Annotated in this window: 1 pseudogene; it reads left to right on the top strand. The window is 71.7% G+C overall.

Features of this window, described 5'->3' with window-relative positions:
• Positions 1 to 293: pseudogene (locus tag G6030_RS15000) on the top strand (magnesium chelatase); the annotation flags it as partial.

Here is a 293-nt window from a genome sequence, read left to right on the forward strand (position 1 = left end):
GGTCGTGGCGTCGGCGAACCCGGAGGACTACACCAACCGCGGGCGGATCATCACCCCCCTCAAGGATCGGTTCGGCGCGGAGATCCGCACCCACTACCCGCTCGATCTGGCCGACGAGATCGAGGTCGTGCGGCAGGAGGCCGAACTCACCGCCGAGGTGCCCGACGCCCTCATGGAGCTGCTCGCCCGCTTCACCCGCGAACTGCGCACCTCCGACTCGATCAACCAGGCCTCGGGCGTGTCGGCGCGTTTCGCCATCGCCGGCGCGGAGACCGTCGCCGCGGCGGCCCGCC

It is taken from the genome of Dietzia sp. E1, from assembly GCF_014145015.1.
GTDB classification, from domain to species: Bacteria; Actinomycetota; Actinomycetes; order Mycobacteriales; family Mycobacteriaceae; genus Dietzia; species Dietzia cinnamea_A.